The organism is Hydrocarboniphaga sp. FW305-C-57 (assembly GCF_058783045.1).
On record NZ_JBYSYG010000004.1, the window covers coordinates 104,375 to 126,963 of the forward strand.

Sequence of the window (22,589 nt, forward strand, 5' to 3'; positions counted from 1 at the left end):
CTCAGCCCTTCTGCACCTTCATGCCCGCGAAGGCCTGCACCACCGGCATCAGCGAGATGGTGTTGATGTTGACGTGCGCGGGGCGCGCGGCGATCCAGTGGACGACGTCGGCGATGTCGTCGGCGGTCAGCGGCGTGGTGTTGGCGTAAACGTTCTCGGCCTTGGCGTCATCGCCGTGGAAGCGCACGTTGGAGAATTCGGTGCCGCCGCAAAGGCCCGGTTCGACGTTGCTCACGCGCACCGGCGTGCCGGCCAGGTCGGCCTTGAGGTTCAGCGAGAACTGGCGCACGAAGGCCTTGGTCGCGCCGTAGACGTTGCCGCCCGGATACGGCCACTCGCCCGCGATCGAGCCGATGTTGACGACGTGCCCGCGACCGCGCTCGACCATGCCGGGCAGCACCGCGCGCGTGACCGTCATGAGACCCTTCACGTTGGTGTCGACCATGGTTTCCCAGTCGTCGAGCGAGGCTTCGTGCGCGGGCTCGAGGCCCAGCGCGAGCCCGGCGTTGTTGACCAGCACGTCGATGCCCGCGAAGTCCGCCGGCAGGTTGGCGATCTCGAATTCCACTGCCGCGCGATTGCGCACGTCGAGCTCGATGGCGTGCGCGCGTTCGCCGATCTCGGCGGCCAGCGCTTCGATGCGATCGAGCCGGCGCGCCGCGAGCACCACGCGCGCGCCGTCCTCGGCGAAGCGGCGGGCGATGGCGGAACCGAAGCCGGCGCTGGCGCCGGTGACGAGGATGACGTTGGCGCGGCTCACGGCTTGGCACTCCTGGCTCGGGCGATGGCGGCGCGCACCTGTTCGGGCGCGGTGCCACCGTAGGTCTTGCGGGCGGACACCGAGGCTTCGAGCGTGATGTGCTCGTAGACGTCGGCTTCGATGATCGGCGAGAAACCTTGCAGGGTTTCGAGCGAGAGCTCGGCGATGTCGCAGTCCTGCTTCGCAGCCAGGCCAACGACGGCGCCGACGACATGATGCGCATCGCGGAACGGCAGGCCCTTGCGCGCGAGGTAGTCGGCCAGGTCGGTCGCGGTCGAGAAGCCCTTGGCGGCGGCCGCGCGGCAAGTCTCGCGCTTGCAGACGATGTGCGGAACCATGTCGGCGTAGACGCGCAGGCACATCGTCACCGTGTCGATGGCGTCGAACAGCGGCTCCTTGTCCTCCTGGTTGTCGCGGTTGTACGCGAGCGGCTGGCCCTTCATTAGCACGAGCAGGGCGTTGAGGTCGCCGATCACGCGGCCGGTCTTGCCGCGCACGAGTTCGGGCACGTCCGGGTTCTTCTTCTGCGGCATGATCGAGCTGCCGGTGCAGAAGCGATCGGGCAGGGCGACGAAGCCGAACATCGGCGTCGACCAGATGATCAGCTCCTCGCTCCAGCGCGACAGGTGCACGAGGATCAGGCTGGCCGCGGCGCAGAATTCGATGGCGAAATCACGATCGCTGACGGCGTCGAGCGAATTCTCGGTGACGCCGTCGAAGCCGAGCTGCTGCGCCACGTAGTGACGATCGAGCGGATAGACCGTGCCCGCGAGCGCGGCCGAGCCGAGCGGCAGCAGGTTCAGGCGGCGACGCGCATCGACCAGCCGCGAGCGGTCACGCAGCACCTGCTCGCGCCAGGCCAGCATGTGATGGCCGAAGGTCACCGGCTGGGCGATCTGCAGGTGCGTGAAGCCCGGCATGATGCTGTCGGCTTCCTGCTCCGCAAGCCCGAGCAGGCCGTCGGCGAGCGTATCGAGCAGCTGCAGCAGCACGTCGATGCTGTCGCGCACGTAGAGACGGATGTCGGTGGCGACCTGGTCGTTGCGGCTGCGGCCCGTGTGCAGGCGCTTGCCGGCGTCGCCGACGAGCTCGGTCAGCCGGGCCTCGATGTTCATGTGCACATCTTCGAGCGCGGTCTTCCATTCGAAGGCTCCGCCTTCGATCTCGGTGAGCACGCGGTTCAGGCCGTCGACGATCGCGTCCGCATCTGACTGCGAGATCACGCCGACCTTGGCGAGCATGCGCGCATGCGCCTGGCTGCCGGCGATGTCCTGGCGATAGAGCCGGCTGTCGTAGCTGACCGATTCGCTGAAGGCAGCGACGAGCTCGGAGGTCGATTCCGAGAAGCGGCCGCTCCACATGGGGTTCTTGGCGTCGGGCGAGGCGGACTTCATCGGCGGGTCGGAGGTGAGGGCAAAGGGGCGGAATTATAGCCTCCGACCAGCGGCAGCCCTGGCCGTTTCGGGGGCGGACCCAAAAGCCGCCGCCATGCCTACAATTCGGACCTGTCGAATTTTTGGCTGCCCATGCTCCAGGTCAAGACCAATCCGGCGACACGCATTCGCCTGATTCCCAACTTCTGCACGGTGCCCGTGGCGCTGTCGCTGGCCCTGGCAATGGAGCTCGTCGCCCTGTGCTTCACGCTGGCCGGTCCGATCCGCACCGGCGACATCCTGCAGAAGCTCGTGCTGCTGTCGCTCTACATGCAGTGGATCGGCCTCTGCGGGGCCGCGCTGCTGTGCTGGTTGCGCCGCTTTTTGACCATCGCTAGGCCCGGGCTGGTGTTCTTCGTCTGCTGGGCTTCGCTGGTGCTCGCGGTGATGCTGCTGTCGAACCTCGCCTGGATCATCGGCACCAATCCGCGCTGGGGCGTGCTCGACCCCAACGAGCCGCGGCTCTGGTTCACGCTGCGGCACTCGGGCATCGCGGCGATCGTCTCGCTGCTGCTGCTGCGCTACTTCTGGACGCGCCACCAGTGGCGCGAACAGGTTCGCGCCGAATCCGAAAGCCGCTACCAGGCGCTCAATGCGCGCATTCGCCCGCACTTCCTGTTCAACGCGCTGAACAGCCTCGCCGCGCTGATCAGCGTGCGGCCGAACGATGCCGAAGGCCTGGTCGAAGACTTGGCCGACGTGTTCCGCGCGAGCCTCGAAAAGCCCGGCCAGATGGCCCCGCTGGTCGACGAGATCAGCATCTGCAACGCCTACCTGCGCATCGAGAAGGCCCGCCTCGACGAGCGCCTGCAGGTGGATTGGGACGTCGCCGAAGACATGCTCGAGAAGCCGGTTCCGTCGCTGATCATCCAGCCGCTGGTCGAGAACGCGGTGCATCACGGCGTCTCCAAGCGCAAGGACGGCGGCACCATCCACGTTCGCGCGTACAAGGACGCCGGCACGCTCGCGATCGAGGTCACCAATCCGCTCGCCCCCCAGGACGAGTCCGCGGCGGGTGGTCGGGCGCACAGCGGCAATCAGGTCGCGGTCGATAATATTGCGAGCCGTCTCAGCCTCATTTACGGTGAGAGGGGCAAGCTGGAGCTGGGCATCGAAGACGGGCTTTACAAGGCGAGGTTGCGACTGCCGCTGTAAGCAACGTGTCATCGTCCCCGCGCCAGCCTGTTTCGACAGGACGAGCGCACCGAAGGGAGCCAGACGATGAGAGTGGTGATCGTGGACGACGAGCCGCTGGCGCGCGAGCGCCTTCGCCGACTGCTGTCCGAGTTCCCGGGTTACGAAATCGTCGGTGAAGCCGGTGACGGCGAATCGGCGCTCGAAGTCGTCGACAACGAAGAGCCCGATCTGGTGCTGCTCGACATCCGCATGGGCGGCGTCGACGGCCTGCAGGTCGCGCGCCAGCTCGCCGAATACGATCCGCCGCCGGCGATCATCTTCACCACCGCCTACTCCGAACACGCGCTGTCGGCCTTCGACGCCAACGCCGACGCCTACCTGCTCAAGCCGATCCGCGTCGAAAAGCTCAAGGAAGCGCTGCTGCGCGCCCGCCGCCCGACGCGCGCCCACAAGTCGCCGGCCACCACCGCGGTCAGCAACGAGCGCCCCAAGCGCGAGTTCGTGCTCGCCACCACGCGCGAAGGCCTGGTGCGCATTCCGGCCGAGGACATCGTCTATTTCCTCGCCGACCAGAAATACACCACCGTCTGCCACCTGCACGGCGAGGTGCTCATCGAGGAGTCGCTCAAGACGCTCGAGGAGGATTTCGCGCCGTGGTTCCTGCGCATCCACCGCAAGGCCCTGGTGGCGACGCGCTTCATCGCGAGCCTCGAGCGCGAGCGCACCGGCGAGCAGCACCACTGGCTGCGCATGAAGCACGCGGCCAAGCCGCTGCCGGTGTCGAGGCGCAGGCTGGCGGAGGTTCGGCGGTTTTTGACCGAATCCTGATCGTCGTTCCTCTCTCCCGCTTGCGGGAGAGAGTCCCGTCGAAGACGGGGAGAGAGGGGCTTTCTGTTCAGCGCGCTCACTCTTCGAGCAGCCCCTCACCCGGTCCTTCGGACCACCCTCTCCCACAAGTGGGAGAAGGGACAGCCAAGGCCGTGCGACGGCCATTCCGCCACCATTCCCCCGACTTCCCTAAACTGGGCGCTCTTCGCCCGCCGACCGGTGGCGGGCGTGACCAACCAAGGAGCTGCTCATGCTGGACCCGTTCACCGCCGCCGAGGAAAAGGACGACGCCGTGACCCCGAAGCGTCCCAACAGCCTTGAGGAAAGACTGTTCAAGGCGCGCACGATCCTGATCTACGGCGGCATCAACCAGAAGCTCGCCGAAGCCGTCACCAGCCGCCTGCTCGCGATGCAGTCCGAGTCGCTGGACCCGATCACCATCTTCATCAACAGCCAGGGCGGCCACGTCGAATCCGGCGACACGATCTACGACATGATCAAGTTCGTGAAACCCGAGATCAAAATGGTCGGCACCGGCTGGTGCGCGAGCGCCGGCTCGCTGATCTATTCAGCCGCCAAGCCGCAGAACCGCTACGCGCTGACCAACACGCGCTTCCTGCTGCACCAGCCCTCCGGCGGCATGGGCGGCACGGCCAGCGACATCGCGATCGCGGCCAAGGAAATCGTGCGCATGCGCCAGCGCCTCAACGAGATCTACGCCAAGGAGACCGGCCAGCCGGTCGAGCGCATCGCCGCCGACACCGAGCGCGATCACTGGATGAGCGCCGAAGAGGCCAAGGCCTACGGCCTGGTCGGCAAGGTCATCTCCAGCGCCTCCGAAGTTGTTTAAGGCGTGCCCGGCCTGATCCGCATCGCCACGCGCGAGTCTCCGCTCGCGCTGTGGCAGGCCTACCACGTGCGCGACCGCCTGCTCGCGCTCGGCGAGGGCCTGTCGGTGGAACTCGTGCCGATGACCACCCAGGGCGACCAGCTGCTCGGCAGCCCGCTGTCGGCGATCGGCGGCAAGGGCCTGTTCGTCAAGGAACTCGAGCAGGCCATGCTCGAAGGCCGGGCCGACATCGCCGTGCATTCGATGAAAGACGTACCGGCGCAGCAGCCGGACGGTCTCTGCCTGAGCGCCTTTCTGGCCGGTGAAGACCCGCGCGACGCCTTCGTCTCGAACACTTACGGCTCGCTCACCGAGCTGCCGCAGGGCGCGCACGTGGGCACTTCGAGCCTGCGCCGCCAGACCCAGCTGCGCGCGCTGCGCCCGGACCTCAGGATTTCGCCCTTGCGCGGCAACGTCGGCACGCGCCTGCGCAAGCTCGACGAGGGCCAGTACGACGCCATCCTGCTCGCCGCGGCCGGGCTGATCCGGCTCGGACTGCAGGAGCGCATTCGCGAATCGCTCGACGTGGATGCCTTCGTGCCCGCGATCGGCCAGGGCATCGTCGGCATCGAATGCCGCACCGCGGACGCCGCGACGCGCGCGATCCTCGACCGACTGCACGACGAGCCGAGCACCCAGCGGCTGACGGCCGAACGCGCGCTCAACGCCCGCCTCGGCGGCGCCTGCCAAGTACCGGTCGCCGGCCATGCGCGCATCGCCAGCGGTGAGCTGCACCTGAAAGCGGTGGTCGGAGATCCGAACGGCCCGCTGATGCTGCGCGACGAGATTCGCGGGCCGGTCGATCAGGCCGCCACGCTCGGCAACACGCTGGCCGAGCGCCTGCTCGACGCCGGGGCGCGCGGAATCCTGCAGGGTCTGGGTGTCATCGCATGAGCATCGCCGAATGAACGGGGCGCTGCGCGGGCTGCGGGTGCTGGTGACGCGTCCGGCGCACCAGGCCGACGGCCTGTGCGAGCGCCTCGAGGCGGAAGGCGCCGAAGCCGCGAAGCTGCCGCTGTTCGAAATCGAGCCGATCGGCGAAGCCGCGCTGCACGCGCAACGGCTCACGGAGGCCCAGGGCTACGACGGCTGGATCTTCACGAGCACCAACGCGGTCCGCCACGCGGCCGAGTTGCACGCCGGCCCGTGGCCGACGAGCTATGCGGTCGGCGCGGCGACGGCGTCCGCCCTGCAAGCGCTCGGGCGTGGCAGCGTGATCGCGCCCGAGGCGGGCAGTTCGAGCGAGGCGCTGCTCCAACGCCCCGAGCTCGCCTCCGTGAGCGGCCAGCGCTTTCTGATCGTCACCGGCGAAGAAGGTCGCGACCTGCTGGCGACCACGCTCGAATCGCGCGGAGCGAGCGTGGAAGCGCTTGCGCTGTACCGGCGCCGGGCGGTCGAGCACGAAGCCCATCGCGTGATCGCCGAGATCGAACTCGCCGACGCCGTGGTGCTCACGAGCGGTGAAGCGCTCGATCGCCTGTGGGCGCTGACGCCGCCCGTTTCGCATGCCTCGCTGCTCGGTCGTACGCTGGTCGTGCCGAGCGCGCGGGTCCAAGACAAGGCCCGGGAGCTCGGCTTCGCCGCGCCGCTGGTGCCCGAGACCGTCAGCGACGAGGCCATCGTTCGCTGTCTGCTCAGCTGGCGTGAGGCCGAATCCAAAGCCAACACCATGACCGACACTCCGACTCCTCCCTCCGCCGAGCCGACGCCGGCCCCGTCCCCGACGGCCGAGCGCGCGGCCGCGCCTCCACTGCCCGCTGCCGCCAGGCGCCCGAGTCGCGCCGGCGCGGTGATCGCCTGGTTCCTCGTGCTCGTGCTCGCCGGGGCGCTCGGCTACGGCGGCTGGTTGTTCTGGGATCTGCGCCAGAACCAGCTGAGCCTGGCCCAGGCCCATGAACATGCGCTGCGCGCGCTGTCGCGCCAGGCCGCCGAACTCGAAAACACCACCGAGCAGCTGTCGACGCGCCAGTCCGACCTCGCCCGCGTGCTGCAGCGCGAAAGCACCGATGTCGCCGGCCTGCAGGGCCGCATCGAGAATTCCGAACAGCTCATGGGCCGCATCAGCGATGAGCTGCAGGGCGGCCGCACGCGCTTCGCGATGGCCTCGGTCGAACAGCTGCTGCTGCTCGCCAACGACCGCCTGCTGCTCGAACGCGACGTGCGCTCGGCGCTGGTGGCCCTGCAACTCGCCGACGAGCGCCTCGGACAGATCAACGACCCGCGCCTGTTCCGCGTGCGCGAGGCGATCGCCGAGGAGCGCACGCGCCTGCAGGCGCTGCCGCGCCCGGACCTGACCTCGGCCTCGCTGACGCTGTCGAGCCTGATCGACCGCGCCGAAAACCTGCCGCTGCGCGCCCGCGTCGCCCCGAAGCAGTTCGGCGGCAGCACGCGCCGCAGCGCGATCGAGAGCCCCGACCAGCACTGGACCCAGCGCATCTGGAGCGCGGTGCGCGAGGCGGTGGCGAGCCTGTTCCTGGTTCGCCGTGACGACAATTCCGCGACCCTGCGACTGCTGCCGGCCGAGGACGAGGCGGTGCTCGTGCACGTGCTCGTGCTCAAGCTCGAGTCGGCCCGCGTCGCCCTGCTGCGTGGCGAGACGGCGGCGTTCCGCGAATCGACGCGCTCGGCCGCCGACTGGCTGCGCCGCTACTTCCGCACCGAGGACCCCGGCGTGATCGCGGCGCTAGCTGAGATCGAGCGCCTGCAGCCGCTCGAACTGTCGGCTCCGCCGCCCGACATCACCGCCTCGCTGACCCTGCTGAGGCAGGCGCTCGACCAGACCTCGCCGCAAAGCGGCAACCGCGAGTGAGCACCGCATGATCCGCGCCTGGCTGCTGATCCTGCTCGTGCTCGCCGCCGGTGCCGCGGGCGCCTGGGCGCTGCGCGGCGACGCCGGTTACGTCCTGCTCAACTACGGGCCATGGGTGCTCGAAACCTCGCTGCTCGGGCTTTTCGTCAGCATGGCGCTCGCGCTATTCGCGCTGGTCTACGGCCTGCGCCTGGTCGCCGCCGCGATCCGCCTGCCGACGACCTTGCGCCAGGTCTTCGACCGCCGTCGCCGCGACAAGGCGCGCGACAGCTTTGAGGCCGGCCTGCGCCGGCTCATGGAAGGCAACTGGAAGCGCGCCGAGATCGACCTCGTGCGCCGTGCTTCGGACCATCACGCGGCCCAGCTCAACTATCTCGGCGCGGCGCGCGCCGCGCAGAAGCTCGGCGCCCCGGATCGCCGCGACCATTACCTGCAGCTCGCGACGCAGGCCGCGCCCGCGCATGACCTCGCGGTGCTGATCACGCAGGCCGAGCTGCAGCTCGAACGCGGCGAATTCGCCCAGGCGCGCGAAACCGCACTGCTGCTGCGCGAGCGCGACGCCAAGAGCGGCTACGCGATCGAACTGCTCGCCCAGGCCTTCGTCGGCTTGCGCGACTGGGAGGCGCTGCGCGGCCTGCTCGTCGAGACCGACAAGATCGAGGCGATGCCGGCCGAGCGCCGCGAGGCCCTGCTGCGCGAGGCCATGCTCGCGCTGATCGAGCGCATCGAGGCCGACGGCAAGCTCGACCAGCTCAAGTCGCTGTGGGATGCAGCCGGCGGCGCGCAGCGGCGCGACCCCATCCTGCGCCGCCGCTACGCGCGCGCCCTGCACCGGCTCAATGCCGACGCCGAGGCCGCCTCGCTGATCGGCGAGGCGCTCAAGGCCGACTGGGATGGCGAACTCGTGCGGCTCTACGGCGAGCTGCTCGGCAGCGACGGCGTGTCGCGCCTCGCTGCGATCGAGCAGTGGCTCGGCGAATACGGCGAGCGCGAGGAGCTGCTCGTCACCGCCGGCCGCGCCTGCCTGCAGAATAAGCTCTGGGGCAAGGCGCGCAGCTATCTCGAAGCGGCGGTCCGGCTCAAGCCGACGCCGGCGGCTTATCGCGAGCTCGCCCGGCTCTGCGAGCAGACGCAGAACCCCGACGAAGCCGCGCGCTATTACCGGCTCGGGCTGGAGCTGGCGGCGCCGTAGTCCCGTCGGTTCAAACGCCGAACAGCAGCCGGTGCAGCAAGCGCCCCGGCACCGCGAACGCGAAGAATCCGGCGATCAGCAAGCCGCCGACATAGAGCGCGATCATGCTGCGCTTGTGCGTGGCGATATCCCCGCGACGTGCGGCGAAAAACGCCCGCGGCGGGGCGATGATCGCGAGCAGGCTGAACAAGTGGATGTACCCGAAGTGGTTCATCCACCTCGGCCCGAGCACCGCCGGCATCGCCAGCGTGAGCCAGCCCGTCGCGAACATCAGCAGCAGATAAACCTTGCCGAGCGCCCGGTGCGGCGGTGTGCCCTTGGGCCGCAGCATGAGCCAGCTGCCGATCGCGAACGCCGGGACGACCATCGTCAGGTGGATCAGGCTCAATTCGGAATACGTCATTGGGAGCGGGCGGCGGCGGGATCGCCGATAGATTCGCATGCCTCGCATGGCCCACACGAGCGGTTTTTCCGAGCGCACCTAAACCGTTCGGCGGCTCGCATCTTGACCTCTTGGGAAGCTCCCATTTAATTTATTAACCGTTCGTTTTATAAATCGATGGGAGGAGAACCCATGTCGGTCCCCGCTTCGGCAATGGAATGGAAGGACAACAAGCGCGCGCTCTGGCTGCTCGGCGTGATCATCGTCGGCCTGCCGATCTACGCCTTCACCGGTTATGCGCTGACCGGCTGGGGCGTGTTCTGGTGGGCTGGGCCGGTGCTCGTCTATGGGGTGATCCCGCTGCTCGACTGGCTCGTCGGCACCGATACCGAAAACCCGCCCGAGGAACGTGTCGCCAGCCTGTCGCGCGAGCGCTGGTATCGCTGGGCGATCTATCTCGCCGTGCCGGTGCAGTACGCGAGCTTCGTCTGGGGCACGTATCTGGCCGTGACGCATGACCTGGCCTGGTACGAATGGCTAGGCCTGCTGCTGACCGTCGGCGGCGTCTCGGGCGGGGCGATCAACATCGCCCACGAACTCGGCCACGCCACCGACCCGGTCGATCGCTGGCTCGCCAAGATCGCTCTCGCCCCGGTGGTCTACGGCCACTTCTACGTCGAGCACAACCGCGGCCATCACGTGCGCGTGGCGACGCCCGAAGACCCGGCTTCGGCCCGCTTCGGCGAAACCTTCTGGGAGTTCCTGCCGCGCTGCGTGGCCGGATCGATCGCCTCGGCCTGGCGCATCGAGAAGCGCCGGCTCGCACGCCAGGGCAAGCCGGTCTGGCACTGGAGCAACGACAACCTGCAGAGCTGGGCGCTTTCGGCCGTGATCTTCGGCGCGATGACGGCCTGGCTCGGCTGGGCGGCGCTGCCGTTCATGCTGTTGCAGGCGGCCTACGGCGGCAGCCTGCTCGAAGTCGTGAATTATCTCGAGCACTACGGCCTGCGCCGCAGCCAGCGCGAAGACGGCAGCTACGAACGCTGCCGGCCCGAGCACTCCTGGAACAGCAATCACGTGGTGACCAATCTGTTCCTGTATCACCTGCAGCGGCACTCCGATCACCACGCCAACCCGACGCGCCCGTACCAGGCGCTGCGGCATTTCGAAGAAGCCCCGCAGCTGCCCTCGGGCTACGCCTCGATGATCCTGCTCGCCTACCTTCCGCCGCTGTGGTTCCGCGTGATGGATCCCAAGGTGGTGGCGCACTACAAGGGCGACATGCGCCGGGCCAACATCCAGCCGCGACTGCGCGAACGCGTGCTCGCCCGCTATGGATCGACGGTCGAGACGGGGGTTTCTACCCAGACAAGTCAGGCATAATTGCGGCCCCGCCGAGCGGCGGGGCCCCCGACACCTGACTGTTTATCCGAACGTTCCGCATATGAAGAAGTGGCGCTGTCTGGTCTGCGATTTCGAATACGACGAAGCCAAGGGTCTGCCGATGGAAGGCATTCCGGCCGGCACGAAGTGGGAAGACATTCCCGAAGACTGGACCTGCCCGGACTGCGGTGTGGGCAAATCCGACTTCATCATGGTGGAAGCAGACTGATGACCGCCCAATTCGACCAGGTCTCGGTGCTGACCAAGGCCAACGTCTATTTCGACGGCAAGTGCGTGAGCCACACGATCCTGCTGGCCGACGGCACCCGCAAGTCGGTCGGCGTGATCCTGCCCTCGACCCTGCACTTCGGCACCGCGGCGCCCGAGATCATGGAGCTCGTCGGCGGCCGCTGCCGCGTCAAGCTCGATGGCAGCACCGAGTGGAAGGATTACGAAGGCGGCCAGTCGTTCAGCGTGCCGGGCAATTCTGGCTTCGACATCGAAGCGCTCGACGCCGTCCATTACGTCTGCCATTTCGGCTGATAGGCCTCGCATGAACCCGGCCGCCGCAGACTGGATCGCGCGGCTCGGGCTGGCGCCGCATCCGGAAGGCGGCTGGTTCCGCCGCATCCACACCGATGCGCGCCTCGTCGACACGCCCGCCGGCCCGCGCGCAGCAGCGACTTCGATTCACTATCTGCTCGATCGGCGTTCGCCGCTCGGGCGCTTTCATCGCAATCGATCGGACATCCTGCATTACCTGCAAAGCGGCGGGCCGGTGGATTACTGGCTGCTCGAAACCGACGGTTCGGCACGCCGCGTGACGCTCGGTTTCGCGCCTGGTCAGCAGTTGTTCCTGCACGTGCCGGGCGGCGTCTGGAAGGCCAGCGTGCTGCAGGAAACCGCCGATCACGCGCTGGTGTCCGAGGTCGTCACGCCCGGTTTCGACTACGCCGATCACGAGTTCCTGACGCTCGAAACCCTGCGCGCCGATTACCCGCGCCAGGCCGAGTCGCTGGCCGCCTTCGTGCGTCCCGGCTGAGCTCGTCGCCAGCGCGGGATTTCGCCCGTGGATCGCACGTCGAAACCGTGTAGAAAGATCGCGGTCCACCACGTCCGTCACGGCCTCGTCACGCGAAACCGTTTCTCTATATCGGTGGGGGATCGCTGTCGCTACAATGCGCCCCCCATCCGTGCATCCGTATGCGCGGATTCCAATCGATCTCGTAGTTTTCACTTTCCCGCTGTTCCCGTCTTGGAGCGTTTGATGTCCGAATACCTGTTCACGTCCGAATCCGTTTCCGAAGGTCATCCCGACAAGCTCGCGGACCAGATCTCGGATGCCGTTCTCGATGCGATCCTGACCCAGGACAAGGCCGCGCGCGTGGCCTGCGAAACGCTCGTGAAGACCGGCGTCGCCATCGTCGCGGGCGAGATCACGACGAGCGCCTGGGTCGACCTCGAAGCGCTCGTGCGCAAGGTCATCAACGACGTCGGCTACACGAGCAGCGACGTCGGCTTCGACGGCGCCACCTGCGGTGTGCTGAACCTGATCGGCAAGCAGTCGCCCGACATCGCCATGGGCGTCGACGGCACCGACAAGAAGAAGAAGGCACCGGAAGAAATCGGCGCCGGCGACCAAGGCCTGATGTTCGGCTACGCCTGCGGCGAGACCAAGGAGCTCATGCCGGCCCCGATCTACTACAGCCACCGCCTCGTCGAGCAGCAGGCCAAGGTGCGCAAGGCCAAGAAAGGCGGCCTGCCGTGGCTGCGTCCGGACGCCAAGAGCCAGGTCACGCTGCGCTACAACGCGGCCGGCGAAGCGGTCGGCGTCGATGCCGTGGTGCTGTCGACGCAGCACAACCCGGAAGTGAAGCTCAAGGACCTGCGCGAAGCGGTCATGGAGCAGATCATCAAGCCGGTGATTCCGGCCAAGTGGATCGGCAAGAACACCAAGTTCCACATCAACCCGACCGGCAACTTCGTGATCGGCGGCCCGGTCGGCGACTGCGGCCTGACCGGTCGCAAGATCATCGTCGACAGCTACGGCGGCTGGGCTCGCCACGGCGGCGGCGCGTTCTCGGGCAAGGATCCGTCGAAGGTCGATCGCAGCGCGGCCTACGCGGCGCGCTACGTGGCCAAGAACATCGTCGCCTCGGGCCTGGCGACCAAGTGCGAAGTGCAGGTCAGCTACGCCATCGGCGTGGCCGAGCCGACCTCGATCTTCGTCACCACCTTCGGCACCGGCAAGATCAGCGACGCGAGCCTCGAGAAGCTCGTGCGCGCCAACTTCGACCTGCGCCCGGGCGGCATCATCAAGATGCTCGACCTGATCCATCCGATGTACCAGGCCACCGCGAGCTACGGCCACTTCGGCCGCAAGCCTTACGAGATGACCGTGAACGGCGACACCTTCACCGCGTTCTCGTGGGAAAAGACCGACAAGGCCGAGCTGCTCAAGAGCGCAGCCAAGGGCCTCAAGTAAGTTTCACGAGGCTGCAAAAAAGGCCGGGGTGATGCATTCGCCCCGGCCTTTTGTTTTGACAGCGCGCCGCTGGAAGCCGCTCAGGCCTGCTTGTTCCAGGTCACTTCCTGCCCGCCATCGAGGCGCGCGAGCGTGCGTGCGGCGACGAACAGGTAATCGGACAGGCGATTCGCATAGCGCGGCGTGAACGGGTTGAGCGGCTCGCGCTCGTTGAGCTCCCACAGGCGACGCTCGACACGCCGCGCGACCGCACGCGCGACGTGGCAGGCCGCCGCCGACGGATTGCCGCCCGGCAGCACGAATTCCTTGAGCGGCGGTAGCGAGTCGTTGAGCGCCTCGACGGCTTCTTCGAGCCGCAGGATGTCGTCTTCCTTGACGAACACCGTGCCCGGCATCGACAGCTCGCCGCCGAGGTTGAACAGCGTGTGCTGCTCGCGCGAGAGCGTGCGGCGCACTGCCTCGGGCAGCTCCTGCGTGAGCAGCACGCCGATCACCGAATTGAGCTCGTCGGTCTCGCCGATCGCTTGCATGCGCGCATCGAACTTCGGGATGCGATCGCCGGTGGCAAGACCGGTGGTTCCCTGGTCGCCGGTGCGCGTGACGATTTTGCTGAGTCGGTGGCCCATGATGATTTCTCGAACGCTCGAAATGAAAACGGCGGAGCGAGACTAGCTCGACTCCGCCGCCGATGCGCTGGCTTTGACGCTCGAATCAGCTGAGCGGAACCGTCACGAAGTCGATGTTGATCGGAGTGAGACCGGTGTCGATGAAATCCTTCACCACCGTCTCGCGACCGCCCGCATAGCCGAGCACGCTGAGTCCGGGCGCTTCGTTGTCCGTGCGCGAAACCCACAGCTGGCCGTTCGGATCGACCGCTAGCGAACCGAGGGCGAGCGAGGCGTAGCCTTCCACCGCGACCGGCGCCGGCGTGGCGAGGTCCGGGTTGAAGCGGTAGAGCGTCTGGTCGGCGCCGTATCCGGTGCTGCCGATGAAGTACGCGCGATCTTCATCGACCACGGCCACGTCGACGATCTGCCCATACGGATGCGTGGTCGCATCGCCGTCGTCGACGAGCAGGCGCACGTCGTAGTCGTCGCTTTCGATCTCCGCGATGCCACCGTCATAGGCCGGAATGTAGGTCGGGAAGCTGCCGTAATCGCCCGGCGCGACGACCAGGATTTCATCCTCGCCCGGCACCGCGACGAGCTTGCTCGGGTTGCGCAGCGGAAGCTCGATGCCCTTGAGACCGTTCTCGCGCGTGGCGGTGGTGATCTCCTGATCGGTGGAGGTATTGATCACCGCGACGTAGCCGGCCTTGGTGGCCGCGTAGGATTCCAGTCGCTGCATGAGCACGAACAGCTTGCCGTCCTTGATCACGCCGTCGGTGATCTCGGGCACCCCATCGCTGTCGTAGGCGGCCAGATCGATCTCTCCGGTCTTGAACGCCGCTTCGGTGGTCGCAGAGGGATTCACGATCCAGATCTTGCTCGAGCCGTAACGCAGCAGATAAGCCTTGGTCGCGCTCGCGACGACGATGTCGTAGGGGTTGCTCTCGACTTCGCCGGCGCTTTGCGTCGAGTAGGTGTATGTCGGCGTCGTGCTGCCGGCTTCATAGCGCGAAATCAGATTGGCGCGAAACTTTTCGATCAGGAAGTAGTGGTCACCGCCACTGCGCACGCTGATGTCCGAACCCTTGGGGGTGAGATTGTTCTGCGCCGCGAACGGAGCCTGTGCCTGCACGAGCGACACCGCACCACTCGAATAATCGGGAGCCCGCGTCGCGATCACCGCAGCGTCGGCGAATTCCGGATCGTCGTTACCACCACCGCCGCCACCGCAGGCGGCGAGCAGCAGCGCCGGAAGGGCGAGCAGATAGGGTTTCAGATTCATGGAGAGCTCCTTGGGTCGGTGAAATCAGGGGTTTCGGAGGCAGCCGGCGCAGTCGCCGAAGCTGCGGAACGCGGGTAACTCAGCGAAGCCATCCAGCGCCGGCCTGGCATCGGATAGCCGTTGAATTGCTCGGCGCGGTCATCGCTCAGGTTGAGCGCCTGCACCGACCAGCCGAGCTTGCCGAAGCCGCCGCTCAGGCCGATGTCGTGGCGCTGCATTTCGGGCGCCTTGAGGTTGTTCGGGCTGTCGTAGAACTGGCCGGCTTCGAGCCGCCAGGCGTAATGGACGACGAGCGTGCCCCAGCGCTTTTCGATGCGCGTGTTGAGCTGGGTCTCGAAGCGACCGGGCAGCTGCTTGCCGCGCGTCGCCCGCACTTGGCTGCGATCCTCGGTGTGCTGCCAGGTGCCGCCGAGCTCCCAGCCCAGACCGAACAGCGCGCCCGCGCCCGACAACTCGACGCCGTAGATCAGCCCGCGATCGGTGTTGATCGAACGGCCCACGCCCTGCGCGCTGTAGACCGGGCTGATGACGTCGTGCAGATCCTGGGCGAAGGCGGTGAGTTCGAATCGCTCGATGGCGTCATCGAATCCGCAGCGCGCGCCGAGATCGGCGTAGTTCGCGCTCTCGGGCTCGAGCCCCGGATTGCCGCGGAACAGGCCGCGATCGCCATAGCGTTCGAAGAAGGTCGGCAAGCGTTTGCGATAGCCGAGATTGCCCGCGGCGACGCAATCACCGCCGAGCTTCTGCGTCGCTCCGACCGCGGGCTCGATCTGCCAGTAGTCGTCCGAATCGCCGGCCGACTCATCACGAGACCAGGTCGCCTGCAAGGCGGCGTTGTAGTGACGCGGCAATTGTGGATTCGGATCGCTGAGCACGCCGACACCACTGCCGATACCAAGTCTGCGCGCCGAGCCCGTCGGCACCGCGCCGAGCGAATCTTCGGCCGTGTACTCGGTGAACTCGACGCTGCTGCTGTGCTGCCAGCGCTCGAGCTCGCGACCGGCGCTCAGTAGCGTGCGGTTTGTGTCCGAGCGCGTTCGCTGGGCTCCGAGGCCGATCTGGCTGTCCGGATCGCGATAGGTCTCGCGCGTGTAGCGATGCGAAAGCACCGCGCTCCAATCGGAGTCGGCCGGCAGCGCCAGCGAAGCCGCGTAGGACTCGGTGTCCAGGCTTGCATTGGACGTTTCGGAATTGAGTCGCGTCGGCAGCTCCTGGTGATCGTCGACCGCATGCAGGCTCAGCTCGAGCGGGCCGTGGTAACGCAGCAGGCCGTAGTGCTGCTCGGTTCCGGCGTTGCGACGCGGCTCTCTGGCGGTGCGGTCCGGATCGTCCGGGTCGTAGGGCTTGTACTCGTTGACGTAGCGAAAATCGTTGTCGGCCGATTGCGTCCCTACCGCCAGCTGGGCATCGCCGAGCTGGCCGGCGACGTCGAGCTGGCGCTGGCCGAAGCTGCCGACACTCGCCGCTCCAACGACGGGCGCCGGCAACTCGCGCCGGCTGCGCAGGTCGATGGTGCCGGCCAGTCCGCTGCCGAGGCCGATCGGCACGCGGCCCTTGTAGATCGTCACCTCGTCGAGCAGCAAAGGGCTGATCAGCGATAGCGACTGCGATTCGCCGCCACCGCTGTCGAGCGGCAAGCCATCGAGCAGCACGCGAACCTGGCGCCCGCTGCTGCCGCGCAGGCTCGCCTCGCTGTAGCTGCCGAGACCGCCACTGCTGCGCACCTGCACGCCGGGCAATGCGGACAGCAGCTCGGCGAGGTTCGATGCCCCGAGCGGGGCGACCGGCACGGCGATGACGACACCGCTGTCCTGAACCTCGATGCGCTGGGCCTCGACCAGCACCGGCGCCAGTTCGATCGGGGCGTCTTCGGCCAAGGCGGGCCGCGCGCACGGCCACAAGAGCGCAAGCCATGCGGCGCTCCAAAGCGACAGCCGAGCGAAAACAGGATCGATTCTGTACAGCACGCGGGCACTCTTCGTGAACGAAACGTTCGTGGCCCGGCGTGGACTCGCCACACCCGCAAAGTCGCCCGCCGCGACCACGAGATGATCTTTGCAGGCCGGTCTCCGGGCTCATGGGCATGGCCTTCGGCACCTTCCCGGATGCACTGCATCCAGTGGCGTGTCGCCGTGGCTTCCCAATTACCGTTGCGGGGGCAGCGTTCGCTTGTGCACGAACTTCCCGTTTAACCCTTGAGCCGATTGGCGCGCGGGCACCTGCGGCGCGGATTCTACGGACTGCGGCCGCCAGCTGTCTGCTGGCAGAAGCGATCGCCGGAGGCGGGCGGCTTTGCCACGCGCGCTATGATTCGCGCCCGTTTCCCGATCGCACGCCTGCCTGCCGCCATGACCACCCGCCCGTTTCTCGACGCCGCACTCGCCGCCGCCGATGCCGCCAGCGATCTGATTCGCCGCGCCTACCGCGGCAACTTTTCGGTCGAGTACAAGGCCGACGCGAGCCCGGTCACCGAAGTGGACGTCGCCGCCGAGAAGACCATCAAGGGCGTGCTGCAGTCGCGCTTTCCCGATCACGGCTTCTTCGGCGAAGAGACCGGGCGCAGCAACAACGATTCGGATTATCTCTGGCTGGTCGATCCGATCGACGGCACCAAGAGCTTCGTGCGCGGCTATCCGATGTTCTCGGTGCAGATCGCGCTGATGCACAAGGGCGAGCTGATCCTCGGCGTGTCGAGCGCTCCGTGCTGGAACGACAATCGCGGCGAGACCCTGCACGCCGAGAAAGGCCAGGGCGCCTGGCTCGACGGCCAGCGCCTGGCGGTCTCATCGACGAGCGCGATCGAGAAGACCACGCTGTCGACCGGCAATCTCGCAAGCCTGGCGCGCCAGCCCGAGGCCTGGTCGCGCCTCGGCGCGCTGATCCCGCGCCTGCACCGCATTCGCGGCTACGGCGACTTCCTGCACTACCACCTGCTCGCGAGCGGTCGCATCGATGCGATCGTCGAATCCGACGTGAACATTCTCGACATCGCCGCGCTGACCGTGATCCTGCGCGAGGCCGGCGCGGTGTTCACCGACCTGCGCGGCGAACCCGTGGGCCTGGCGACGACGAGCGTGCTCGCGACGGTGCCGGCGCTGCACGGCCCGATCAGGGACGCGATCCGCTTCTGACGCTCAGACCCAGGGTCTGACGGGCCTTCATCCAGAACGCGCGCCGCTCGTCGAGCCCTTTGGTTGCACCATTGATCGCAATGGTGATCTTTTCGAAATCGGCGTCGTCGTCATCGTCGCTGAAGTCGTCGGCCAGCGCGTTGAGGCCGCGCGATTTCCAGAAGTAGCCGGCCGATCGCGCGGCCTGGATTTTCTGCTCGAGCAGCTCGGGCTGCTGTTCGAGGCCCGGCAGGCCCAGCGCTTCGCCGACTTCGCGGTAGTTCGAACGGCCCGTGATCTGGATCAGCCCACGCCCGCGGAACGTCCAGCCATCATCGCTTCCGGGTTGATTGCCGAGCTTGCCGTTGTAGACACGATTGGCCAGCGCGCGATCGCGGCCGTCGTCGACGCCCTTGGTCGACACGTAGGGCGCGGCGTCGGCCGGCATCGGGAAGCGCTTCGGCCAAGTCCTGCAGATGGTCTCGGCCTTCGTGTACTTGAGGCTTTCACGAACGCGCGTGAGCTCGGCGGACTCGTGCGCGATCTGCGCGACGAAGGCGGCGACGCGATCCAGGTTCCTGGCGATGCCGAACTCTTCCATCGCCTGATTGAGTACCGGCGTCCACGCGGCGGTTTCCGGGTTGTTCGGCAGAATCTTCGATAACTGCGCCTGCGTGATCATGCAGCCTCCTTCGCACTGTCCTTATCGACGTCGATGGCGTCGTCCTTGGGCTTGAGGCTCGCGCGCAGATCGACGAGCTTGCTGAGCAGGTCGAACCAGAACGTCGCCCCGAACGACAGCGCAAAGCCGGTGAGCAGCAGGCCGACGATCTTCTTGATGAGGTCATCGACGTGCGCATCGCGGCCGAAGTGGCGCGCGAACTCGCCTTCGAGCCAGCCCAGCGGCAAGCCGAGCGTTTCGGCGATCTCGCGGTTCTGGTTGATCAGGGCGATCTGCTGATCGAGCTTGTCCTCGTCGGCGATGTCGATGCTGTCGGTACGCCGGTCGACGTAGGTGGCGGCGCTGTCGGCGATGCGTTCGGCGAGCAAGGGATCCATCGACAGGCTGCGCACGATCTGCAGCGTGTCCACGTTCGCCGCGAACGCGAGCACCAGGCCGATCGCCAGCAGCACGCCGCGCGCATAGCGCGCAAACCAGCCCGAGACGCGATCCATCGAGGTGTTGAAGTGCTCGACCAGCTCGGCTTCCATCGCGCTGACGAGCGTCTCGCCGGGCGCGAGCACGCGCTGTCCGACCAGGCGCTCGGCATAGGCCCGCAGCCGCACGAACGGGCCTGTCGCCGATGCGTCCTGCGCCAGCGACTTCTCCGCGAGCATCAGCACGGCGCGTGCGAAGCGCAGCGGCGGAATGTACGAGGGCAGCCTGCGGCTGTCTTTCTCGAAGTTTCCATCGAACAGGCTGTTGATGAGCTCGTGTTCGTAGAAGCGCTCGACGTCGGCGTCCACCTCGTCGGACAAGCGCCGCAGGATTTCGGTGATGCCCCTGGCGAGCAGCTTGCCGCGCCGCTTGACGATGATATCGACCGCATCGAACAGCGCCGAGGCGATGCTGCTGAAGATCACGTAGACCAGCGTGAGGCCGATCAGCACATTGAGCAGCTGAAGAATCATGCCGGTGGCTCCTGATGGTCGGCGATGGCGGACCTGCGCCACCAGACTTCGATCACGCCCTTGTCGGTCCTGCCCTGGAAGCGGCTCATGTAGACGCGCTTGATTTCCAGCCCGCCGCCTCCGCAGCCGGGCTGGTCCTTCAAGGCATCGACGATGATCTGCGCCGCCGACTCGTCGGCCGGATACGTGTAGCGAACCTGCAACTGCGCGGGCGAGCGGCTTTCGCCGACGTTTTCGATCTGCGGAGATTTGAACTGGCCCTGCGCGTTGAGCGCATCGCGCAGCGGCGTCGCGGCGGCCAGCGCGCTCGGGTCCGGAACCTGGATGAAGACACGGATGCGCGGACGGTCGCCGGGGCTTGCGATCACGCAAGCGGGCGGTGGTGGTGGTGGCGGCGGCGCTGCGAGTACCGGCGATGGCGAAGTCGCGGGCGACGGATGCAGCATCAGCTGCTGCCGCAGCGCATCGCGTTCGCTCGTCAGGCTGGCGATCCGCTGCTCGAGTGCGCCGACAGCCGACCCGGACGCCGCGCCGGCCTCGACATCGCAGTGGCTCTCGGCTCCGCGCGCGAGCTTGTTGAGCTCGCTGAGGCTGTCGCGCTTGTCGTCCGGCAACTTGGCGATGAAATCGTCCAGCCACTGCTCGGAACCTTCGCGTATGCACTCGCAGACCATCGGCTGCTTGCTCACCGGATCGGCAAGCTGCAGGGCGGCGATCAGCACGGTGCGTGTGCGCTTGGAGACCGTTTGCGTCTTGAGCAGCGAGGCGGCGAGATCGATGCGGGAGCAGAAGCGATCGCCGTCCCGCAGCAGCACCTGCTGCAAGGCGTCGGCGGTCTTGGTGTCGACGTCGGCTTCGCTGGCGAGCCGCCGGTCCTCGGCCTCCTTACGCGCCTGTTCGCGCTCGGTGTAACGCTGGCGCTGCTGCTGGCCTTCCTGATAAACCCCGGTCGCGAGCGGAGCCAAGGCCAGCAGCAGTGCCGCGTTGCGGCCACCGATCAATGGCGGTTTCGGCTTGCGATCGCTCACGACGGCAAACCCCGATTGCCATCGACGCATCCACGATCGCCCAGCAGCGACAGCGCCATGTGACGTTCCCCCCGGAACATGCCCCGGGGAAGAAATTGCCTTTACGGGCGCTGACGGACAAGCGGCTCAGAAGGCTGAACTGTGAGCCGAATCACAGTTCAGCGAGCCGTCCAAAAAGTCAGTCGCCCGATGGGCCGAGCAGGGACTCGAGCTCTTCGAGCGCCTCGCCCGTATAGACCGACAGGCGCTGCACGTGCGGCAGCGTGTCGCGGCAACCGGTGTAGCCGACGTTGAACTGACCGGCGTAGCTGACCACGGTGATGTTGAGCGCCTGGCCGTGCGCGAGCAGCGAAACGGGATACATCTGCTCCATCTTCGCGCCGTTGAAATAGCGGATCGTGTCCGGACCCGGCACGTTGGAGATGGTGATGTTGAACATCGGCCGCGTGAGGCCGCCGAGCCCGCTGAGCAGCTGCAGCATGAACGGCGCCATGAACAGCGAGGTGTAGCTGTTGATGGCCTCGCGCGGCAGGTTCTGGAAACGCTGCTTGGCCAGCTGCGTGCTCTTGCGGATGGCGGCGAGACGCTCGAGCGGATCGGCGATGTGCGTGTGAAGGTTGGCGATGATGAAGCTGATCGCGTTGCCGCTGCCGACGTCGTCGTTCGCACGCACCGACACCGGCAGGCCCGCGGTCAGCGGCTCGTCCGGCAGCACGCCGAGCTCTTCGAGATAGCGCCGCAGCGCGCCCGCGCACATGCACAGGAACACGTCGTTGACGGTGCCCTTGGCGCGCTTGGCGAGCGCGCGGATGCGCGCGAGATCGTAGTGCTGCGTGGCGAAGCGGCGCTGCGCGCCGATCTTGCCGTTGAGCAGCGACAGCGGCGCGCGGAACGGCGAGCCGAGTTCCGGGTGGCGATGCTGCAGCGATTCCTTCCAGGTGTCGGTGATCGCCTTCGCCAGGCTCGGCACGAACTGCGCCTGGCGCCTGGCCTGATCGATCAGCTGCTGCCAGTTCGCACCGGCCGACTTGCCCGCGCGACTCTTTTCGCCCGAGCCCGCAACCCACGGCGGCGGCAGATCGGCCACGTTCGGGTCGGCCGACAGCAGGCGGCTCAGCATGCGCATGCCGCCGACGCCGTCGACGAGCGAGTGATGCATCTTCATGTACAGCGCGAAGCGATCGTTCTCGAGCCCTTCGATGATGTGGCATTCCCACAAGGGCTTTCCGAAATCGAGCGGATACGAATGCAGGCGCGAGATCAGCACGCCGAGTTCGCGTTCGCCACCAGGCTGCGGCAGCGCCGAATGGCGCAGGTGGTAATCGAGATCGATGCGGGTTTCCTCGACCCACGACGGGATCAGGCGATGGGCACCCGGCAGCAGGCGCGACCCGCGCAACTTCAGGTTGAACGGCGCCGCGAAGCCCGCGGGCTTGCGCAGGTGCGCGAACAGGTTCTTGATGAAATCGGGCCCGGCGTCGTCGGGCAGCGAGAAGATGGCGAGCACGCCGACCTGCATCGGCGTGCGCGGCGAATCCACGAACAGCCACGACGCATCCAGCGGATTCATCTGCCTCGCCATGCGCTTCTCCATTGTCGTTATGGCTCCGGCAGCGGGAGCCGGGCGCAGC

22 protein-coding genes and 1 riboswitch are annotated in these 22,589 nt (G+C 67.1%); of the genes, 12 read left to right on the forward strand and 10 right to left on the reverse strand.

Annotated features, from left to right (window positions below):
* Position 1: 1 nt before the first annotated feature.
* Positions 2–760: an SDR family oxidoreductase gene (locus AC3WUM_RS09950; protein ID WP_492410111.1), complete on the reverse strand. Its 759-nt coding sequence runs from the start codon at positions 758–760 to the stop codon at positions 2–4.
* Positions 757–2,154: an argininosuccinate lyase gene (gene argH / locus AC3WUM_RS09955; RefSeq protein ID WP_492410113.1), complete on the reverse strand. Its 1,398-nt coding sequence runs from the start codon at positions 2,152–2,154 to the stop codon at positions 757–759. The genes AC3WUM_RS09950 and argH overlap by 4 nt, the downstream gene beginning before the upstream one ends.
* A gap of 132 nt (positions 2,155–2,286) precedes the next feature.
* Between argH and AC3WUM_RS09960 the strand changes: the two genes are divergently transcribed.
* From AC3WUM_RS09960 to AC3WUM_RS09985, 6 genes are all read left to right on the forward strand, one after another.
* The gene (locus AC3WUM_RS09960) at positions 2,287–3,348 is read left to right on the forward strand and encodes a sensor histidine kinase (protein WP_492410115.1); all 1,062 of its coding nucleotides are present in this window, start codon (positions 2,287–2,289) and stop codon (positions 3,346–3,348) included.
* A 66-nt stretch (positions 3,349–3,414) separates the two neighbouring features.
* Positions 3,415–4,158, forward strand: coding sequence for a LytR/AlgR family response regulator transcription factor (locus AC3WUM_RS09965; RefSeq protein ID WP_492410117.1), 744 nt, complete (start codon positions 3,415–3,417; stop codon positions 4,156–4,158).
* 250 nt (positions 4,159–4,408) lie between these two features.
* A complete protein-coding gene (locus AC3WUM_RS09970; protein WP_492410118.1) occupies positions 4,409–5,008 on the forward strand; it encodes an ATP-dependent Clp protease proteolytic subunit in 600 nt (199 codons plus the stop codon).
* Between the two features lie 3 nt (positions 5,009–5,011).
* Positions 5,012–5,941 carry a hydroxymethylbilane synthase gene (hemC, locus tag AC3WUM_RS09975; protein WP_492410120.1) on the forward strand — a complete coding sequence of 310 codons (930 nt, stop codon included), beginning with the start codon at positions 5,012–5,014 and terminating at the stop codon, positions 5,939–5,941.
* A gap of 10 nt (positions 5,942–5,951) precedes the next feature.
* Positions 5,952–7,856: a uroporphyrinogen-III C-methyltransferase gene (locus tag AC3WUM_RS09980; RefSeq protein ID WP_492410121.1), complete on the forward strand. Its 1,905-nt coding sequence runs from the start codon at positions 5,952–5,954 to the stop codon at positions 7,854–7,856.
* Positions 7,857–7,863: 7 nt separating this feature from the next.
* A complete protein-coding gene (locus tag AC3WUM_RS09985; protein WP_492410122.1) occupies positions 7,864–9,048 on the forward strand; it encodes a heme biosynthesis HemY N-terminal domain-containing protein in 1,185 nt (394 codons plus the stop codon).
* Positions 9,049–9,058: 10 nt separating this feature from the next.
* Here AC3WUM_RS09985 and AC3WUM_RS09990 read toward each other — a convergent pair whose 3' ends face one another.
* The gene (locus AC3WUM_RS09990; protein WP_492410123.1) at positions 9,059–9,451 is read right to left on the reverse strand and encodes a DUF2306 domain-containing protein; all 393 of its coding nucleotides are present in this window, start codon (positions 9,449–9,451) and stop codon (positions 9,059–9,061) included.
* A gap of 171 nt (positions 9,452–9,622) precedes the next feature.
* Between AC3WUM_RS09990 and AC3WUM_RS09995 the strand changes: the two genes are divergently transcribed.
* From AC3WUM_RS09995 to metK, 5 genes are all read left to right on the forward strand, one after another.
* The gene (locus AC3WUM_RS09995) at positions 9,623–10,813 is read left to right on the forward strand and encodes an alkane 1-monooxygenase (protein ID WP_492410124.1); all 1,191 of its coding nucleotides are present in this window, start codon (positions 9,623–9,625) and stop codon (positions 10,811–10,813) included.
* 61 nt (positions 10,814–10,874) lie between these two features.
* A complete protein-coding gene (locus AC3WUM_RS10000) occupies positions 10,875–11,042 on the forward strand; it encodes a rubredoxin (protein ID WP_007184824.1) in 168 nt (55 codons plus the stop codon).
* Positions 11,042–11,356 (forward strand): pyrimidine/purine nucleoside phosphorylase, encoded by a 315-nt coding sequence (ppnP, locus tag AC3WUM_RS10005; protein ID WP_007184823.1) that lies wholly within the window; start codon positions 11,042–11,044, stop codon positions 11,354–11,356. The genes AC3WUM_RS10000 and ppnP overlap by 1 nt, the downstream gene beginning before the upstream one ends.
* Before the next feature lie 10 nt (positions 11,357–11,366).
* Positions 11,367–11,855, forward strand: coding sequence for a cupin domain-containing protein (locus AC3WUM_RS10010; protein WP_492410125.1), 489 nt, complete (start codon positions 11,367–11,369; stop codon positions 11,853–11,855).
* A 225-nt stretch (positions 11,856–12,080) separates the two neighbouring features.
* Positions 12,081–13,298, forward strand: a complete 1,218-nt coding sequence (gene metK, locus AC3WUM_RS10015; RefSeq protein WP_492410126.1) for a methionine adenosyltransferase — start codon at positions 12,081–12,083, stop codon at positions 13,296–13,298.
* 80 nt (positions 13,299–13,378) lie between these two features.
* Here the strand turns inward: metK and AC3WUM_RS10020 are convergent, their stop codons facing one another.
* From AC3WUM_RS10020 to AC3WUM_RS10030, 3 genes are all read right to left on the reverse strand, one after another.
* On the reverse strand, positions 13,379–13,924 hold the full coding sequence (locus tag AC3WUM_RS10020; RefSeq protein WP_492410127.1) for a cob(I)yrinic acid a,c-diamide adenosyltransferase: 546 nt from the start codon (positions 13,922–13,924) through the stop codon (positions 13,379–13,381).
* Positions 13,925–14,009: 85 nt separating this feature from the next.
* Positions 14,010–15,188 (reverse strand): hypothetical protein, encoded by a 1,179-nt coding sequence (locus tag AC3WUM_RS10025; protein ID WP_492410128.1) that lies wholly within the window; start codon positions 15,186–15,188, stop codon positions 14,010–14,012.
* The gene (locus tag AC3WUM_RS10030) at positions 15,185–17,065 is read right to left on the reverse strand and encodes a TonB-dependent receptor plug domain-containing protein (RefSeq protein WP_492410129.1); all 1,881 of its coding nucleotides are present in this window, start codon (positions 17,063–17,065) and stop codon (positions 15,185–15,187) included. The genes AC3WUM_RS10025 and AC3WUM_RS10030 overlap by 4 nt, the downstream gene beginning before the upstream one ends.
* A gap of 166 nt (positions 17,066–17,231) precedes the next feature.
* A riboswitch (cobalamin riboswitch) is annotated at positions 17,232–17,426 on the reverse strand.
* A 110-nt stretch (positions 17,427–17,536) separates the two neighbouring features.
* Between AC3WUM_RS10030 and AC3WUM_RS10035 the strand changes: the two genes are divergently transcribed.
* Positions 17,537–18,319, forward strand: coding sequence for an inositol monophosphatase family protein (locus AC3WUM_RS10035; RefSeq protein ID WP_492410130.1), 783 nt, complete (start codon positions 17,537–17,539; stop codon positions 18,317–18,319).
* On the opposite strand, the gene AC3WUM_RS10040 is transcribed toward AC3WUM_RS10035, so the two are convergent.
* From AC3WUM_RS10040 to AC3WUM_RS10055, 4 genes are all read right to left on the reverse strand, one after another.
* Complete coding sequence (locus AC3WUM_RS10040; protein ID WP_492410131.1) at positions 18,297–18,980, reverse strand: glycoside hydrolase family 19 protein; 684 nt, start codon at positions 18,978–18,980, stop codon at positions 18,297–18,299. The two genes, AC3WUM_RS10035 and AC3WUM_RS10040, sit on opposite strands and share 23 nt — an antisense overlap.
* Positions 18,977–19,930 (reverse strand): hypothetical protein, encoded by a 954-nt coding sequence (locus AC3WUM_RS10045; protein WP_492410132.1) that lies wholly within the window; start codon positions 19,928–19,930, stop codon positions 18,977–18,979. The genes AC3WUM_RS10040 and AC3WUM_RS10045 overlap by 4 nt, the downstream gene beginning before the upstream one ends.
* On the reverse strand, positions 19,927–20,958 hold the full coding sequence (locus AC3WUM_RS10050) for a hypothetical protein (RefSeq protein WP_492410134.1): 1,032 nt from the start codon (positions 20,956–20,958) through the stop codon (positions 19,927–19,929). Before AC3WUM_RS10050 ends, AC3WUM_RS10045 begins: the two co-directional genes overlap by 4 nt.
* A 178-nt stretch (positions 20,959–21,136) precedes the next feature.
* Positions 21,137–22,540 (reverse strand): WS/DGAT/MGAT family O-acyltransferase, encoded by a 1,404-nt coding sequence (locus AC3WUM_RS10055; RefSeq protein ID WP_492410136.1) that lies wholly within the window; start codon positions 22,538–22,540, stop codon positions 21,137–21,139.
* Positions 22,541–22,589 lie beyond the last annotated feature (49 nt).